Origin of the sequence: Streptococcus parasanguinis (genome assembly GCF_009717775.1) — a bacterium.
In the GTDB taxonomy this organism is placed as follows: domain Bacteria; phylum Bacillota; class Bacilli; order Lactobacillales; family Streptococcaceae; genus Streptococcus; species Streptococcus parasanguinis_AG.
Window position 1 is genome coordinate 81492 of record NZ_WMZF01000002.1, and the last position, 15157, is coordinate 96648.

Annotated in this window: 14 protein-coding genes; 8 read left to right on the forward strand and 6 right to left on the reverse strand. The window is 41.4% G+C overall.

Annotated features, from left to right (window positions below; genetic code table 11):
• Positions 1 to 63 precede the first annotated feature (63 nt).
• Positions 64 to 945 (forward strand): LysR family transcriptional regulator, encoded by an 882-nt coding sequence (locus GMC92_RS04595; RefSeq protein ID WP_049483781.1) that lies wholly within the window; start codon positions 64 to 66, stop codon positions 943 to 945.
• Between the two features lie 97 nt (positions 946 to 1042).
• On the opposite strand, the gene GMC92_RS04600 is transcribed toward GMC92_RS04595, so the two are convergent.
• The 4 genes from GMC92_RS04600 to GMC92_RS04615 all read right to left on the reverse strand — a co-directional run bounded on the left by GMC92_RS04600 (position 1043) and on the right by GMC92_RS04615 (position 5664).
• Entirely contained in the window at positions 1043 to 2317 is a 1275-nt protein-coding gene (locus tag GMC92_RS04600; RefSeq protein ID WP_155199870.1) for a hypothetical protein, read from the reverse strand.
• A gap of 289 nt (positions 2318 to 2606) precedes the next feature.
• Positions 2607 to 4025 carry a VWA domain-containing protein gene (locus GMC92_RS04605; protein ID WP_241672890.1) on the reverse strand — a complete coding sequence of 473 codons (1419 nt, stop codon included), beginning with the start codon at positions 4023 to 4025 and terminating at the stop codon, positions 2607 to 2609.
• A 301-nt stretch (positions 4026 to 4326) separates the two neighbouring features.
• On the reverse strand, positions 4327 to 5202 hold the full coding sequence (locus tag GMC92_RS04610; RefSeq protein WP_049490394.1) for a LysR family transcriptional regulator: 876 nt from the start codon (positions 5200 to 5202) through the stop codon (positions 4327 to 4329).
• Between the two features lie 111 nt (positions 5203 to 5313).
• Positions 5314 to 5664, reverse strand: a complete 351-nt coding sequence (locus tag GMC92_RS04615) for a helix-turn-helix domain-containing protein (protein WP_023919061.1) — start codon at positions 5662 to 5664, stop codon at positions 5314 to 5316.
• 393 nt (positions 5665 to 6057) lie between these two features.
• Here GMC92_RS04615 and GMC92_RS04620 point away from each other — a divergent pair, with 393 nt between their 5' ends.
• Positions 6058 to 7683 (forward strand): malolactic enzyme, encoded by a 1626-nt coding sequence (locus GMC92_RS04620; protein WP_155199980.1) that lies wholly within the window; start codon positions 6058 to 6060, stop codon positions 7681 to 7683.
• 83 nt (positions 7684 to 7766) lie between these two features.
• Positions 7767 to 8714 (forward strand): AEC family transporter, encoded by a 948-nt coding sequence (locus GMC92_RS04625; RefSeq protein WP_173019404.1) that lies wholly within the window; start codon positions 7767 to 7769, stop codon positions 8712 to 8714.
• Between the two features lie 90 nt (positions 8715 to 8804).
• Here the strand turns inward: GMC92_RS04625 and GMC92_RS04630 are convergent, their stop codons facing one another.
• Together GMC92_RS04630 and GMC92_RS04635 are read right to left on the reverse strand one after the other, a co-directional pair.
• Positions 8805 to 9614 carry a Cof-type HAD-IIB family hydrolase gene (locus GMC92_RS04630; RefSeq protein WP_155199873.1) on the reverse strand — a complete coding sequence of 270 codons (810 nt, stop codon included), beginning with the start codon at positions 9612 to 9614 and terminating at the stop codon, positions 8805 to 8807.
• An 11-nt stretch (positions 9615 to 9625) separates the two neighbouring features.
• Complete coding sequence (locus GMC92_RS04635) at positions 9626 to 10369, reverse strand: DeoR/GlpR family DNA-binding transcription regulator (RefSeq protein WP_070675302.1); 744 nt, start codon at positions 10367 to 10369, stop codon at positions 9626 to 9628.
• A 177-nt stretch (positions 10370 to 10546) separates the two neighbouring features.
• Between GMC92_RS04635 and GMC92_RS04640 the strand changes: the two genes are divergently transcribed.
• The 5 genes from GMC92_RS04640 (at position 10547) to GMC92_RS04660 (ending at position 15140) form a co-directional block, all read left to right on the forward strand.
• Positions 10547 to 11116, forward strand: coding sequence for a sugar O-acetyltransferase (locus GMC92_RS04640; RefSeq protein WP_155199874.1), 570 nt, complete (start codon positions 10547 to 10549; stop codon positions 11114 to 11116).
• Positions 11113 to 11877, forward strand: coding sequence for a nucleoside phosphorylase (locus GMC92_RS04645; protein ID WP_155199875.1), 765 nt, complete (start codon positions 11113 to 11115; stop codon positions 11875 to 11877). The genes GMC92_RS04640 and GMC92_RS04645 overlap by 4 nt, the downstream gene beginning before the upstream one ends.
• 31 nt (positions 11878 to 11908) lie before the next feature.
• Positions 11909 to 13291: a TrkH family potassium uptake protein gene (locus GMC92_RS04650; protein ID WP_049497958.1), complete on the forward strand. Its 1383-nt coding sequence runs from the start codon at positions 11909 to 11911 to the stop codon at positions 13289 to 13291.
• Between the two features lie 9 nt (positions 13292 to 13300).
• A complete protein-coding gene (locus tag GMC92_RS04655; protein WP_049490379.1) occupies positions 13301 to 13966 on the forward strand; it encodes a potassium channel family protein in 666 nt (221 codons plus the stop codon).
• A gap of 415 nt (positions 13967 to 14381) precedes the next feature.
• A complete protein-coding gene (locus tag GMC92_RS04660) occupies positions 14382 to 15140 on the forward strand; it encodes a CPBP family intramembrane glutamic endopeptidase (RefSeq protein ID WP_049497959.1) in 759 nt (252 codons plus the stop codon).
• Positions 15141 to 15157 lie beyond the last annotated feature (17 nt).

Sequence of the window (15157 nt, forward strand, 5' to 3'; positions counted from 1 at the left end):
ACAAATGGCAAAAACTCACCTTATCTATGATATAATGGAATGGATAAAATGAAGGAGAAACTTATGGACGCTAGTAAATGCCAGGCTGTCATAGTAGCAAGTGAGACCGGCTCTTTTTCAGCAGCTGCAGAACAGCTAAACTATACCCAGTCAGGGATTACACGAATGATTTCGAGTTTAGAGGAGGAGTTGGAGTTTCCGATTTTCATCCGTAATAAAAAGGGCGTTCGCTTAACGGAAAACGGTCAATTGATGCTACCCTATTTTAGAGAGATTGTGGCTGCCAATCAGGTAGCTTTCGAAGTCAGTGAGGACATTAAGGGAGTCATTCGAGGGTCCATCACGATTGGCTGCTACTTTAGCGTGTCCTCTATGTGGATGCCTAGCCTCTTAAAGGTATTCTCAGAAACCTATCCATCCATTCAGATCACTCTCTTAGAAGGTGGTAATAAGGAGATTGCCAAATGGCTAGCCGAGAAATCTGTCGATATTTGTCTATGCGCGGAGCCTCAGGATAGTGGAGAGTACAGCTGGAAAGAATTGTATCGAGACCCCTTGGTGGTTTGGCTACCCAAAGAACATCCCAAGGCCAAACAAAAGAATTATAAGATTAAAGATCTGGAAGCAGAAGACTTTATCCATACCTTACCTGGTCAAGATACAGACCAAGACCGCTTAATACAGCAAGAAGGCCTTAATTTGCAGACCAGATTCACCACCAAGGACGGCTTTACGACCTATCAGATGGTCAAGGCTGGTCTAGGAGTCAGCTTTAACCAAGCCATGATTGCAAGAGACTGGAAAGAAGAAGTGGCACAAGTTCCTCTTAGTCCCAAGCGCTTCGTTTCCCTTGGGATGGCCCTCCCTAAAAAAGAGAAAGTGTCACCAGCTGTCCAACGATTTATGGATTGTCTCGAACAATGGATGGTAGAGTTTTTGAAATAGAGATTGAAAAAGGCCTAATCATTTGATTAGGCTTTTTTACGAGGGTTGCAGATAGTAGAAGTCGTATCAGTATTGCCTGTTTTAGTATCAAAAATAACTAATTTGTTTGATTTCCTTCGATGACATCCTTTTCAAAGTGTCCCACACCATCTTCAACAACAAATGGGCAAGTAACTTTCTTTTTTATTCCATTTTCATCATAAGAACAACTGATGTTATAGATTCCATCGGAAAATGAATTTTTTGGTAAAGATAAGATTTTTTCCTTAAAGGTATCTAAAGGACTACCATTTTCTGCCTTGATTTTCGTAAGGTCACAATCAAAATCGAGAGTAAGTCCCTTGTTTTTCATGAGATCTTTTGTTGTAATATTATAAAAGCCAGCTGCGTCAAAATCTCCTTTTTCTCGATTGCTGACAGCCTGCGCCATAATTGCAACATAGTAGTTTTCTATTGGATATTTTCCAAATTTAAAACTAGAAGTTATTGGTGTCGTAAAGAGTTTATCTATTTTTTCAGCAGTAGCATTTTTGATACGCTCTTCTTCTTGTTGGAAATTCGGCCTTTCTTTGTATACATCTAGTAAGAAACTGAATTCATCTTGTTTGACAGTGTGAAACAGTGCCTTTTCTTTATCATTAAGAAGTGTTTCAAGATCTGTTCCTGAAAGAAGAAAGAAATTTGATAAATGTTCTCCGCTTATTTTATGAATTTTTGCGGTAGTATCTTCTTTTAAAATAGTTCCGTCAGATAAATGTTCAGTATATGTTAACTTGTATACTGTTCCATTAAAGGCTTCGATCTCTCTGTGTTGGTCAATTAACTCAACTTTACCCTTTAGCCCAAGCGATTGAAATTCTTGTCTGAATGAAGAAGTAGAGTATTTGGCTATTGGAGAAGGAGTGGTGAGTAGTACTAGGTTAGAGAGAAAAAGAACTGTAATTCCAAAGACAAAACCAAGTATAGATGAAACATCTTTATCTTGCTCAAGTATGACTTTCTGATAAATTCCGATAATGAGGATAATAGAGTAGACAATACTGGCGCTAGCTAGTAGGGAATAGTTTTCGATGTAATTAAGGGGAAAACCTATTATTTGTATGAAAGCTCCAATTGTAGCTAGAACTAACTGTATAGTAGAAGTCTTTTGAATAAACCCATCATCTTCGACGGATGATTTTATTTTTGAGAGATCTCTAAAGATAAAAATATTTCCTAGCAGAATCATCACAAAGGATAAGTAATATATCGGCCACAAAATGGTAAAAGCAAATCCTGCAGAGTTATAAATGATAGAATAAACATAATTAAAAATAAAATACGCTGGTAAGAGCATACCAAGTCGGAATAAGCTGATTTTATAGGAATTCATAGGAGAACCTCCTTGTTACTATTAACTAGATTATAGCACATCTAGAGTTGGAGATAGAGCGTTTACATGGAAGCCCAAATTCAAGAACAACACTTAGTTGAGAATAGAATTCAATCAGATGAAGGATCTAAGATTTGAAAGGTTTACCCCATATTTTTTGATTGCTTTTTTAGTTCATAGATTGGGATTTGATCTTTATAACTAAATCTCATAATAAAACACCCCAAAAATTAGAATTTTTCTGTCTAACTTTTGAGGTGCAGTTCATCAACTAATTAGGCTTTTCGCTTTAGTCTTTTTTTGTTTTACGAGAGAGGCCGAAGGCAGCACCCATGCTAAGAAGACCAAGGCCAAGAGTTGTCAAGGCAATTGAGGTCTTGCTTCCTGTATTTGGAAGACTTGCTTCTTTTTGAGGAAGAGCTGCTGGTGCGATATAAACTTCCGTTTTCACAGGCTCGTTTTTAGCAGGTGTAAATACGGTCGGTTTCGCAGGTGTTACAACAGCCGGTTTTTGAGGAGTAGGAGTCGGTGTTGCAGGCGTTTGGATGCTAGATGTTTGTGGTTTTGCTTTCGCCACACGATGAGATTTTGAGATCAACTCATACTTGTCTGTTTGGACTTTGAAGACACGACCTTTTTGGACAGTTTCAACGACTTTATTGGCAAATTGAACGTTCAACAAGTTAGCAAAGTTTTTGTCGATATCTAGGTAGAGACCATTTGTTCCATTGACCAATGGATCAAAGTCTTTTTTTTCACGTGTTTCACCAACCACTGTCAAAGAGATACCAGCATCTTGAAGGGCTTTCAGTGTCGCTTCTTTGGTTGGTGTATCCTTTGTAAGATCAATGTCCTCATCTGTAATCAAGAAAGCAAAGCGATGGTTGTTTGCCCCAGTCCCCCAGTTGTAGTCTCCTGAAGTAGCGATATGATGCAATGGAACAGTAGCATTTTCATAGTAGCCTTTAGTTTTGATGGTTTTCAAAGCAGAAATGAAACTTTCTGGATCACTTGTGAACTTAGATCCATTGAAATCATGGTATTTAACTTCACTAGCTCTTTCGTATTCAACCAATCCTAAACGAGCTTGAATATTTTTTGCCGATAGATTGCGAACGAAGGTCTCGACATTCTTCATCGTATCCCTGATGTGAGAATCCATTGAAGTTGATTTGTCAATGACAAAGACGATGTCTGATGTTGCTTGAACTTCTTTTTTATTGACCACATCGGCTTCTTTTGTCACTTCGACTACAGTTGTTTTATTAACTGTTTCAGTTGTTGTCTCAGTGTAGTCCGCTGTTTCCTTGGTTGATGTAGCTGTCTTAGTAGATGAGACCGGTTTTGAAGTGCCAACAGGTGTGTTTGGATCTGCTAAGCTAGTCGTTTTGATGGTTGCTGTTGAAGTAGTGGTGGTGTCTGCACCGTCTGTTTTAGCAGATGGGCCAGTTTTTTTGACGTCCACAGCGATGATATCCCCAGTTTTTGCTTTATCAGCAGGAACAACTGGTGTATTGGCTTTGGCGTTGATTTCTTCTGTTGCAGCCGTGATAGGTGATTTTGCTGCTGTAGTGGCTGCAGGAGCAGCTTGGGTTGTGCTAGGTGCAACGTCATCAGCAGAAGCAATAGTCGTTCCTGTGAAGACAGTTCCTAAAACAACGGAAGCTAAAGTTAAAGTTTGTTTACGTGAAATAGTATATTTTTTCAAAATACGTCCCCTTTTTAATAAACTTTTTTCTATCATACAGGTTTTTGAAAAACTTGTCAACGGTATAATAATCAAGGGTTTCCGAGCTTTTTATATCTCTAATTATTAATAAAAAGTCGAATAAGTGGAATATACACAAAATAATTTAATTATACAATACATGCGAAAGAAAATAGGATTCCTAGCAATTTGCAGGAATCCTTATTTTATCGGCATTTCTACTCTATTTTTTAGTCGTAAAAAATACTAGCTAGTCACTTTATTTATGTTTCTGCATTAGCACTAAGAACAAAGACTACGACTAGTTTAGTAATTTTTCAAAGAATTGGATGACCTCCGGTTTGAGATTACTTTCCTTCGGTTCAACTAGTGAAACGTAAAAGCTGATCCGTTCATTTTCTGCCATCGGAATCGCGATCAGTTCTTCTTCACCATCTGTTAGTGCAAGATCTGCTAGTAAACTGATCCCCACTTGTTTACGAAGGAGTTGTTTTAGAAGCTGAATATCATCCGTCTGAAAGAAGGGCGTAGCCTCATGGTGATAGCGCTCATTCAACTGTTCAAAGGCTTTTAAATGAACAAAGTGCTCGTCTGGAATGATAAAATCTTCATCGATGACGTCTGAAAATTGTAATACTTTTTTTGAGGCTAGTGGATGGTTGTGATGAAGGATATAGAAGAGATCTCGTTTGGCCATTTCTCTTACCTGGAAGCGATGATCTTTAATCGGTTCTAAACTCCCTAAAAAACTAGCATCTAGTTCTCCTTTGGAAAGCATTTCTAAAAGTTCAACAGATCCTTCTTGGACAGGATGGATACTTTGAAGAGCTGCAACATTACTGATAAAGGCGGGTTGTTTTCGGACAAGATAGTCAATGATGATTGGTGGGAAACCAACCGTATTGAATTGAGAGAGACTCCGGAGGATCTCTTTTTTGGCCCCTTGAATCTCAGGTAAGACCTTTTGAATATGTCGTAGCAAGATTTCTCCTTGGGGCGTCAATTTGAAAGTACGATGAGAAGGATCGTGCGCGATTAATGGACAGTGAAATTCCTTTTCTAGTCGTTTAATCGCATAGGAAACGGATGGTTGACTGATCCCGTGTTTTTGGGCAACCCCAGTAAAGGATTGCTGTTGACTAAGATCAAGAAAATAATAAAAGTCCTTAAGATTCATTGGGCTCCCTCTTCTAAATAGACAGACATGGATAAGCAAAAATTATCCGTGATAGCTAATTTGACTATATGATTTTTTGTTTGTTACAATCTGAGGTGAGTCAGAGGACCATTAAAGGCTATCTAAAAGATCTTCGAAAATCGTTAGGATCTTCTCCCTTTTTCCAACTGGAAGTTGCTTAATTTTCATATTTACTCTCTTAAGTGAAAGGCTGTCAGTAGGATCTGAAGACGCTTCGAGTGAATCAAAATTGAAGAATTCTTCAGGCGTTAACTCAAGAGCAGAAATGACTTTTTCAAGACTGTGAATGGTCAGATTCACGTTTTGATTTTCCAATTGATTGATGTATTTTAATCCAAGATCTGCCCGTTCCGATAGCTCCTCTTGACTCATGTTTTGTTTTTTTCGCAAATATTTGACCTTTTGCGCTATATACCGTTGTAAATAATGTTTTGTTTTCATGTAACCAGAATACAAGTTTTAAATGACAAAAATAACACCTTAAACAAAACAAAGTATTTTATAACAAACATATTTTAGATTTATTATCTATGGTTTTTATAGGTATTGATCATCATAAGTGGAAAAAAGAGTACCTGAAAACAGTGGATCTTTTGATGAGAATAACCTTCTAAAAGGTGGAAAGGAACAGGCTTTTTTAAGAGATGACCGTGACTATCTAGGAAGTGATGGATAAACCTATTATTTTGTTATCTTTTGAAATCGCATCATTTTCGGTTGCATCGCCTGAACATTCATTGCCTGATTCATTCATATTGTATCATATACATAACAAAGTGTCATTTAAAGAAAATAAGTGTTATAATAGAATAAAATAAATAAGGAGGTCACATGATGACTGCACATGATATTTTAAACAACCCTTTCCTTAACAAGGGAACTGCCTTTACTTTAGAGGAACGTAAGCAACTAGGTCTCATTGGCCTCCTACCACCTTACGTTCAAACCATTGAAGAACAAGCAGCGCAAACTTATGCGCAAATGCAAACAAAGGTTAATGATTTGGAAAAACGTTTGTTCCTAATGGAAATTTTTAATACAAATCGTACTCTATTTTACTACCTATTTGCTCAACATTTGGAAGAATTTAATCCCATTGTCTATGACCCAACCATTGCTGATACCATTGAAGGGTATAGCGATCTCTTTGTAGATCCACAATATGCCGCATATCTTGATATCAATCATCCTGAAAATATCGAAGCAACTTTGAAAAATGCAGCAGGGGACCGTGAAATTCGTCTTATTGTTGTGACAGATGCAGAAGGTATTCTCGGTATTGGTGACTGGGGTACAAATGGTGTTGATATTTCTGTTGGGAAATTGATGGTCTATACTGGAGCTGCAGGAATCGATCCTTCAACGGTGCTTCCTTTGGTCATTGATGCAGGTACCAACCGTGAAGAATTGCGTAACAATCCTAATTACTTAGGAAATCGTCACGAACGTGTGCGTGGAGATCGTTATTATGATTTTATCGATCAATTTGTTCAAACTGCAGAACGCCTCTTCCCTAAACTCTATCTGCACTGGGAAGATTTTGGTCGCTTAAATGCTGCTAACATCCTTGAAAAATACCGGAAGCAAATCCCAACCTTTAACGATGATATCCAAGGAACTGGTATTGTTACCCTAGGTGGGATCTTTGGGGCATTGGATATTACAGGTGAAAAATTAACGGATCAAGTTTATCTCTGCTATGGTGGTGGGACTGCTGGTGCAGGGATTGCTTCTCGTGTCCTTCGTGAAATGGTTAGTGAAGGTCTACCTGAAGAAGAAGCTTATAAACGCTTCTTTATGGTCGACAAACAAGGTCTCCTTTTTGATGATATGGATGACTTAACGCCGCAACAAAAACCATTTGCTAAGAAACGTTCTGATTTTGCCAATGCAGATCAGTTGACGGACCTTCTTGAAGTAGTGAAGACTGTGAAGCCAACCATTCTTGTAGGAACTTCAACTCAACCTAATACCTTCACTAAAGAAATAGTAGAAGCTATGTGTGAAAATACAGAACGTCCGATGATTTTCCCTTTGTCAAATCCAACCAAACTAGCAGAAGCTAGTGCCAAAGATTTGATTGAATGGTCAGATGGCAAAGCTTTTGTCGCAACAGGAATTCCTGCTGATACAGTTTCTTATAAAGGTGTCGACTATGTGATTGGTCAAGCCAATAATGCCTTGATTTACCCAGGTCTTGGTCTAGGTATGCTGGCTTCTGAAGCAAGTCTTTTGACTGATGAAATGATTGGAGCAGCAGCTCATTCATTGAGTGGTATTGTCAATCCAGGCCAACCAGGAGCTCCTGTCTTGCCACCATTCAAGTATGTAGCAGATGTTTCTATTAAAGTAGCAGAAGCAGTCGCTAAAAAAGCACAAGAGCAAGGTCTTGCGCGTGCTAAGGAAACAGATATGGCCAAAGCAGTTCGTGATTTGAAGTGGTATCCAGAGTATAAATAAGTAAATTTAATTGGGGTGTACGAGTGCGGCTGGATGCCTCGTACGCCTTTTGCTGTATGTCCTATTATATAGAAAGGGAGACTATGGAAATCTTTATAACGTCAATTCAGAGTATTGTACCCATTATTGTCATCATCATTCTTGGTTATTTCTTGCAAGTCCGCGGTTGGTTCCAAGAGAGTTTTGGAAATGACTTATCTAAACTGATTATGAACGTGGCCATGCCTGTTGCAATTTTTACCTCTGTTCTTAAATATTTAACTTTAGATAAATTGATTAGCTTGTCTGGCGGTTTGTTGTATACCTTTATCGCCTTCATTCTTGGTTACCTAGCGGCCTTTATCGCAGTGAAAGTTTTTAAAGTGCGCCCGGGTCGTCGAGGAACCATGATTAATACCTTTGTTAATGCCAATACCATATTTATTGGTTTGCCTTTAAATATCGCTTTGTTTGGAAATCAAGCCCTTCCTTACTTCTTGGTTTATTATATTACAAATACAGTATCTACTTGGACATTAGGTGTCTATCTAATGACTTCTGATAGTAAAGAAGGGGCTTCAAAACAGGCTCAAAAATTTAATTGGAAGAAGCTTTTCCCAGCTCCTTTATTAGGTTTTCTCGTAGCCCTCGTCTTTTTGGTGTTACGTATTCCTGTTCCAAGTTTTGCGGAAAGCACCTTGACTTATATTGGTAGTTTAACAACGCCCTTATCTCTTGTCTATATCGGTATCGTCCTAGCTAAGGCAGGTTTGAACACCATTCGCTTTGATAAAGATACCATTATCACACTGGTTGGTCGTTTTATTCTTGCACCGGTCATCATGCTCTTGGTTCTGAAGTTCTTCTCTCCAAATATGGTGGCACCAGAATTTAGAACCTTTATGATTCAATCAGCAACACCAGCCTTGGCAGTTCTTCCTATCCTTGCCAATCAAGGTAAAGGCGATGTTGAGTTTTCAACGAATGTGGTCACTCTCAGCACAGTCTTATTTGTGATTGTGGTTCCAATTCTGCAGACATTGTTGGGATAGCATTTATATGAAAATGATGTAGTTTTAGTGCTATACATTCGTCAAAAAGGACGTCGGGTATTATACTCGACGTCCTTTTTAAACGGATGACTAGATCAACACATAGGTTTCAACCGCTTGCCCAGCCCCGTTTTCATTATTGTCCTTTGTCACGACTGCTGCTTCGTCTTTCACCTCTTGAGGAGCGTTGCCCATAGCGACACCGATGCCTGCTTTTTTGAGCATAGGAAGGTCATTGAAGTTGTCCCCCATGGTGAGGACTTCTTCTAAGCTCAAGTGGTAGTGGTTGGCGAGTTCAACCAGAGCATCCTCTTTAGAGACGTGCTTAGCAGTAACTTCTAGGTAGTTGGCTTTGGAGAGATAAAAGGCGGTAGAAGGGAAGTCATCGGCAGAAATAGCACGATAGAGGGCTTGGATCTCTTCTGCTTCTCCAATTAAGAGCAATTTGTGGAGAGGCTTTGTCGGATCCAGCAAAGGATCCAATAGGGGGAGAATGAGAGGTTTTTCTCCTGTAATCCGGGCCTCCTCTTGACTCCATTGGTCAAGGCGGTCGGTCATCCAGTCTTTTCCGCTATAGAGGTTGATCGAAACTTGAGGGAAGTGTTGGTTGGCCCAGTCGATAAACTGACGAGCTTCATTCTTGTCTAAGGGATGCTCAAACAGAACCTGCTCGCCTTTTTGAATCAAGGCCCCGTTGTAGCAGGCCATGGGGCAGTCTTCTATACCGAGCTCTTTGGCAATAGGAGCCATCCCTTTGGGAGAACGAGCAGAGGCCAGAACGAAAGGAATCTCTTCGCGTTTCAAATCTGGGATGAGAGTCAGTAAATCAGAATCGATCTGGTGTAGATCATTTAAGATGGTGCCATCGATATCGCTGATGATGAGACGGATGTGAGACATAAAATTACCTCCTAGTAAAGAATAGTGGTTTCGTTGCCAACTTGTTTTAGGATTTCCGGGCTTGGTTTTTGGTCGGTAATCCAATAGTCAAATTGCTTGAGATGAGCGAGATAGTAGTTGGCATTTTGGGAGAACTTGATGCTTTCTGCCACCAGCACCTTGGTACGAGCTCGTTCAAAAACGAGAGACTTGACGGCAACGTCTTCGGCATCCTCAAAGGTGACTTCACCATTGGCTAAGCTACTCGCTCCAAAAAAAGCGAGATCAAAGCGAAGATTGTCCAGTATTTGTGCTTGATTCGCGTCATAGTAAAAGCGGTTTTTAGGGTAGAATTTTCCTCCTAAAAGATGAAAGTCAACCTGAGAATGGCTACTGAGCTGGATGGCATTGTCAAGGGAATGCGAATAGACTGTAAGATCTCCATCAAGCAGGCCTGCCAGCAAAGTGATTGAGGTAGAGGCATCGAGAAAGATCACTTGGCCATTTTGGATCCATTGCAAGGCTTTTTGAGCCATGGCAGTCTTTTCCTTGTTGGCCTTTTGACTGCGGTCTAGATAAGAAGGGCCAGGTTCTTTGTTTAAGGGAAGGAGACCACCGTGTGTCCTGCGAACCAGCTGGCGTTGGCTAAGGAGAGCGAAGTCACGACGGATGGTATCTTTTGAGACCTTGAAGTAGTCGACCATTTCTTTGGCCGATAGTTGTTTTCGCTCTTCTAAAAGTTCTAGGATTTTTTCGAGTCGCTGTTCCTGATACATGAGCTTGCTCCTTATTTCTGTTCTTGCCTATATTTTACATTATCTATTAAGCCAATGCAAGTGTTTTTAATTATTTTTAAGCGTTTGTGATCTTTTTTCTTGCAAACCCTTATTCTGACGTTTGTTTTAAAGGGGGAATTCTGCTATAATATGTCAAAATAACGTGGAGGTTTCCTTATGGCCAGTGAATATGAAAAAATGATTGCGGGTGACTATTATAGACCTGCGGACCCTGAATTACGGGCTTTGGCAAAAGCCTCTCGGGAGAAACAAGAGGCCTTTAACCAAGAGGTGGATCCCAAAAAAGGGGCATCCATCATCAAAGAGTGGTTTGGATCAACCGGTGAAAACCTCTATCTTAATCGACAGGTTCTTGTAGATTATGGGGTCAATATCCATCTGGGAGAAAATTTCTATGCCAATTACAATTTGACCATGTTGGATATCTGTCCCATTACGATTGGAAAGAATGCCATGATTGGTCCCAATTGCCAATTTTTGACGCCCTTGCACCCACTGGATCCAGACGAGCGCAATTCTGGTCTCGAGTACGGGGCGCCGATTACGATAGGAGATAACTTCTGGGCAGGAGGAGGGGTCACCATTCTTCCTGGTGTGACGCTGGGTGACAATGTGGTTGCTGGCGCAGGAGCAGTGGTCACCAAGTCCTTTGGAGACAATGTGGTCCTTGCAGGAAACCCAGCCCGGGTCATCAAAGAAATACCCGTCAAAAAGGAGAAACAATGATCCATAAACATGAAATTCCTATTTTAGAGTTTGATGACAATCCACAGGCAGTCATTATGCCGACCCATGAGGGGTTAGACCTGCACCTACCTGAAAAATGCATCTATGCTTTCCTGGAGGATGAGATTGATCGCTTTGCGGAAGCTGTTGGAGCCAAACAAGTAGCTAGCTTTGTCTCAGCTACCAAGACTTATCCAGTTTATGTCATGGAGGACCAAGGAGAGAAGATTTGCTTGGCCCAGGCGCCAGTTGGATCTGCAGCTGCTGCGCAATTCATGGATTGGTTGATTGGCTATGGGGTGAAGAAGATTATATCGGCAGGTAGCTGTGGGGTCTTGGTGGACATAGAAGAAAATGCTTTTTTAATCCCGACCAAGGCCTTGCGAGATGAAGGAGCCAGTTATCATTATGTCGCGCCTTCGCGTTATATAGAGGTGGACGGCCGCGCACTGACTGCTATTGAAGCAGTTCTCAAACAAGCGTCCATTCCTTATCAAGAGGTCATGACCTGGTCGACCGATGGCTTTTATAGGGAGACACCTGACAAGGTGGCCTATCGCATCGAAGAAGGGTGTAGTGTGGTGGAGATGGAATGTGCCTCTCTTGCTGCAGTGGCCCAGCTTCGTGAGGCGGTTTGGGGCTTGCTCCTATTTACCGCAGATTCTCTAGCAGATCTGGAACATTATGACCAGCGTGACTGGGGCTCAGAAGCTTTTGAGAAGGCCTTAGAATTATGCCTAGAAATGGTTCATTACTTGTAGGTCTATTCTCTTTTTATGATACAATGAAGTTATGTTAGTCAAATCATATTTTAAACGATGGCAGTCCAAGATCAAAGGTCTGTCTCCAGCAAGGCGGATCTTTTTCAGCTTTGCCTTGGTTATCCTGATGGGCTCTCTCTTACTGAGTTTGCCCTTTGTCCAGCAAGTAAGCTCAACAGCAGGCTACATCGACCACCTCTTTACCGCGGTCTCTATGGTCTGTGTGACAGGGCTCTTTACCCAGTCGGTGGCTTCGACCTATAATGGCTGGGGGCAATTGATTTGTATGCTCTTGATTCAGATTGGAGGCCTAGGGATTTTGACCTTTATTGGTCTCTTCTTTATGGAAAGCCGCCAAAAGCTCAGTTTCAAGGACCGGCAGACTATTCGGGACAGCTTTAGCTTTAGCAATAATCAAAGCTTGACCCGTTTTGTGCGCTCTATTTTCATTACCACCTTTACCATCGAAGGACTGGGAGCCTTGTTCCTCATGATTCGCTTCATTCCTCGCTTCGGCTGGGGCCATGGAATCTTTAACTCTATCTTTGTCGCGGTTTCCGCCTTTTGTAATGCGGGCTTTGATAATTTTGGGGGCGATAGTATGATGAGCTTCCAGACCGATTGGTTGGTCAATCTGACTTTGTCTGCCCTTATTATTACAGGGGGTTTGGGCTTTATGGTTTGGTTTGACCTGGTCACCAAGGCCCGTAACCAATCCGGACGACGGACTCTTCGCTTTCACACCAAGGTGGTTCTCTGGTTAACAGCTGCGATTCTCCTCTTTGGGACAGTAACCAGCCTCTTGACCGAGTTTAATAATCCGGCAACCATTGGGTCCCTGCCATTGGGAGAGAAGGTCTTGGTCAGCTTTTTCCAAACTGTCAGCATGCGGACGGCCGGTTTTGCCTCCTTAGATTATACAGCAGTTCGGCCAGTGACACTTTTTATCTATCTCTTGCAGATGTTTCTAGGTGGCGCACCTGGTGGGACAGCAGGGGGCATGAAAATTACGACATTCCTGGTCTTAGTTCTTTTGGCTCGCAAGGAATTACTTGGATTACCACATACCAATTTGGGTAAGCGTACCATCGCACCAGACTTGGTGCAACGCTCTTTGGGCACAGCAGTGATTTTCCAGTTGACCTTTATCCTGGGGCTCTTTGGCCTTTGTCTTGTGACGCCGGATGGTCAACGTTTTCTGTACTTGGTCTTTGAGGTGGTATCGGCTTTAGCGACAGTGGGCGTAACGGCCAATGTGACCTCGACTTTAAATGGAGCAGGGCTGGGGATCATCATGGTGCTCATGTTTATCGGTCGGATCGGCCCCTTGACCCTTATGGTCAGCTTGAACAATTACAAAGCCAAAAAAGCAGATGCCTTGCAATATGCCAAGGCAGACATCATTATCGGATAGGAGAGACTTATGGCAAATCGAACCATTGGAATTCTGGGATTAGGGATTTTTGGACAGAGTGTCTTAAAAACTCTGCAGGACCAGGATGTGGATATCATTGCAATTGACGATCATGAAGATGTGATCAACCAGTATGAATCTATGATTACAACTGGAATTGTTGGAGACATTACGGAAATGGACCTCCTGGATGCGGCAGATATTGGGAACTGTGACACAGTTGTCATCGCAACAGGTGAAAATCTGGAATCAAGTGTCCTGGCGGTCATGCACTGTAAGGCACTTGGCGTCGAGCACGTCATTGCCAAGGTCAAGAATGAAGTGACCAAGGAAGTTCTTGAAAAGATTGGGGCTGATCTGGTCATCCTGCCGGAGGTAGAAGCAGGCATGTCCCTCGCTAAAATGATTCTTTTCCAACACCGGATTGAAGTTTTCCAGTTGGATGATGAGGTGGTCGTGGTTGAGTTTACCGTTCCATCTGCCTGGGTTGGAAAGAGTATTCGAGAGTTGGCGGTCAGAGACCAGTATCAACTCAATATCATTGGCTATCGAGATGCAGAAGAGCAGCCCCTGCGGAGCCAGTTAGGACCAGATTTTGTATGGCCAGCGGAGGTACGCGTGATGGCAGTGACGGACAACCAATATCTGGATAGAATCCAAGATTTGTTAGACTAATTGTGTAATGGAAACGGCCGAAAAGTTGTTTCAGAATGTTGATAACCTATGTTTTAAATAAAATAGGTTAAGTGATTCTGCAGAAAAATGATTTTTAATTTTTAAAATGAATCAACAATATACTGAAACTTTCCGCTGTGAGAAAAGTGTTTGAAACATGATTGTTTCAAACACTCGGGAGTTTTGAGACTATAAATTAAAAAGCGAAGAGGCTCAAAACTAAGTCATGGAACTTCAAAGAAGTTCGCTGACGTCCGTCCTCACCTAAGGAAAGTTTTTAAGATGACGTTGTCTTCAATATAAAATAAAACGGCCAAAAGGTCGTTTTTTTCTCTAGGTTAACTCTTCTTTAAGCAATGATTGCTAAAGTAAGAGAAACAAAAATACTTCCATGGTGGGAATAGAAGGATGAAAGATGATATTTTTTAACAGAATACGACCCAAACAGCCCTTAAAAGAGCTCAAATGGTTTGATATTGGCATTGTGACGGCCATTCTCTTTGGGCAATTCATTGTCCGCTCGACCCAGCTGTTTTTAGCCAGTTTTCAGCCAGTCGCGCAGACTGCAGTAGCCACAAACAGTAGCAATACTGCAAGTGAAGGAGCTGCTTATTCCAGCAATATGACCTTGCAGTTGATCTTGCTGGCTCTAGCTCTTCTTTACTTGCTACTCCGTCGCTTTGATTTTAAACAATTGCCGATCCGCTTCAAGTGGTCCACCTTGATCTGGGTGCCTTTGCTCTTTGCAGCGATGGGACTTTTTGGGGATGTTATCTCAACAGTCTCGGGTGAATACAATTACCTAAGTCCGAGTCTTTGGCCTTATATCGATCCCATGCAGATCCTCCATAAGTTCATGGCTTTGAGTCCCATGGCGATTGCTTATGGTTTGCTCAATGGATTTTATGAAGAATTTTTCTTTTTGGGCTTAATGACTTCGGTGAGTGAGAAGAACAAGTGGAAGGCGCTGGCCTTTTCAACCCTGATCCGTTTTTCTTTCCACACCTATCAAGGGCTTCTCTGGGCCCTTGTGATTGGCGTCATTTATGGACTCTTTTATTACTTCATGTACAAGAAGGTCGTCAAGAATCTCTTGCCATTTTTCCTCATGCATGCCTTGGCAGATATGTTTGGCTCGAGTCTCATGTATCTCTTGATCAATTGGGGAAGTTGATCTTATAAAATTTTAGG

Coding starts and splice junctions, on each gene's coding strand:
- GMC92_RS04595 (WP_049483781.1), top strand. CDS start 64: ATGGACGCTAGTAAATGCCAGGCTGTCATAGTAGCAAGTGAGACCGGC.
- GMC92_RS04660 (WP_049497959.1), top strand. CDS start 14,382: ATGATATTTTTTAACAGAATACGACCCAAACAGCCCTTAAAAGAGCTC.
- GMC92_RS04650 (WP_049497958.1), top strand. CDS start 11,909: ATGTTAGTCAAATCATATTTTAAACGATGGCAGTCCAAGATCAAAGGT.
- GMC92_RS04635 (WP_070675302.1), bottom strand. CDS start 10,369: ATGTATCAGGAACAGCGACTCGAAAAAATCCTAGAACTTTTAGAAGAG.
- GMC92_RS04645 (WP_155199875.1), top strand. CDS start 11,113: ATGATCCATAAACATGAAATTCCTATTTTAGAGTTTGATGACAATCCA.
- GMC92_RS04620 (WP_155199980.1), top strand. CDS start 6,058: ATGACTGCACATGATATTTTAAACAACCCTTTCCTTAACAAGGGAACT.
- GMC92_RS04610 (WP_049490394.1), bottom strand. CDS start 5,202: ATGAATCTTAAGGACTTTTATTATTTTCTTGATCTTAGTCAACAGCAA.
- GMC92_RS04615 (WP_023919061.1), bottom strand. CDS start 5,664: ATGAAAACAAAACATTATTTACAACGGTATATAGCGCAAAAGGTCAAA.
- GMC92_RS04600 (WP_155199870.1), bottom strand. CDS start 2,317: ATGAATTCCTATAAAATCAGCTTATTCCGACTTGGTATGCTCTTACCA.
- GMC92_RS04655 (WP_049490379.1), top strand. CDS start 13,301: ATGGCAAATCGAACCATTGGAATTCTGGGATTAGGGATTTTTGGACAG.
- GMC92_RS04630 (WP_155199873.1), bottom strand. CDS start 9,614: ATGTCTCACATCCGTCTCATCATCAGCGATATCGATGGCACCATCTTA.
- GMC92_RS04625 (WP_173019404.1), top strand. CDS start 7,767: ATGGAAATCTTTATAACGTCAATTCAGAGTATTGTACCCATTATTGTC.
- GMC92_RS04640 (WP_155199874.1), top strand. CDS start 10,547: ATGGCCAGTGAATATGAAAAAATGATTGCGGGTGACTATTATAGACCT.